The 270-nt window shown below is 45.9% G+C and carries 1 protein-coding gene; it reads right to left on the bottom strand.

Translation table 11 applies throughout. From position 1 onward, the window contains the following. A partial coding sequence (locus tag MO867_RS22960; protein ID WP_252473463.1) for a transposase occupies window positions 1-270 on the bottom strand: 270 nt, incomplete at both ends.

Here is a 270-nt window from a genome sequence, read left to right as displayed (position 1 = left end):
ATTGGTGGTGTCCGAAGAGAGACATAAACAAGTCTTGGAATGAGTGCCGATAAGTTGAATCTTCGATGAAATCGGTACTGGAATTCTGCCAAATAGCGCTGCGCATATTTGGGTCTAATTGCATGGTAGCTACTACGCAGTGCGCCCTTTAAATTACCAAGTACCGTATTTACCCAATAGAACTCAGGCTCTTCAACAGAAACCCGGCCACCACTACAAACAATCTTGTCATGCACGCAACCGGCCTCTGTAATGGCACTGAAGCATGGA

Source organism: Microbulbifer okhotskensis (genome assembly GCF_023895975.1).
In the GTDB taxonomy this organism is placed as follows: domain Bacteria; phylum Pseudomonadota; class Gammaproteobacteria; order Pseudomonadales; family Cellvibrionaceae; genus Microbulbifer; species Microbulbifer okhotskensis.
This window is presented reverse-complemented; position numbering and strand designations above follow the sequence as displayed.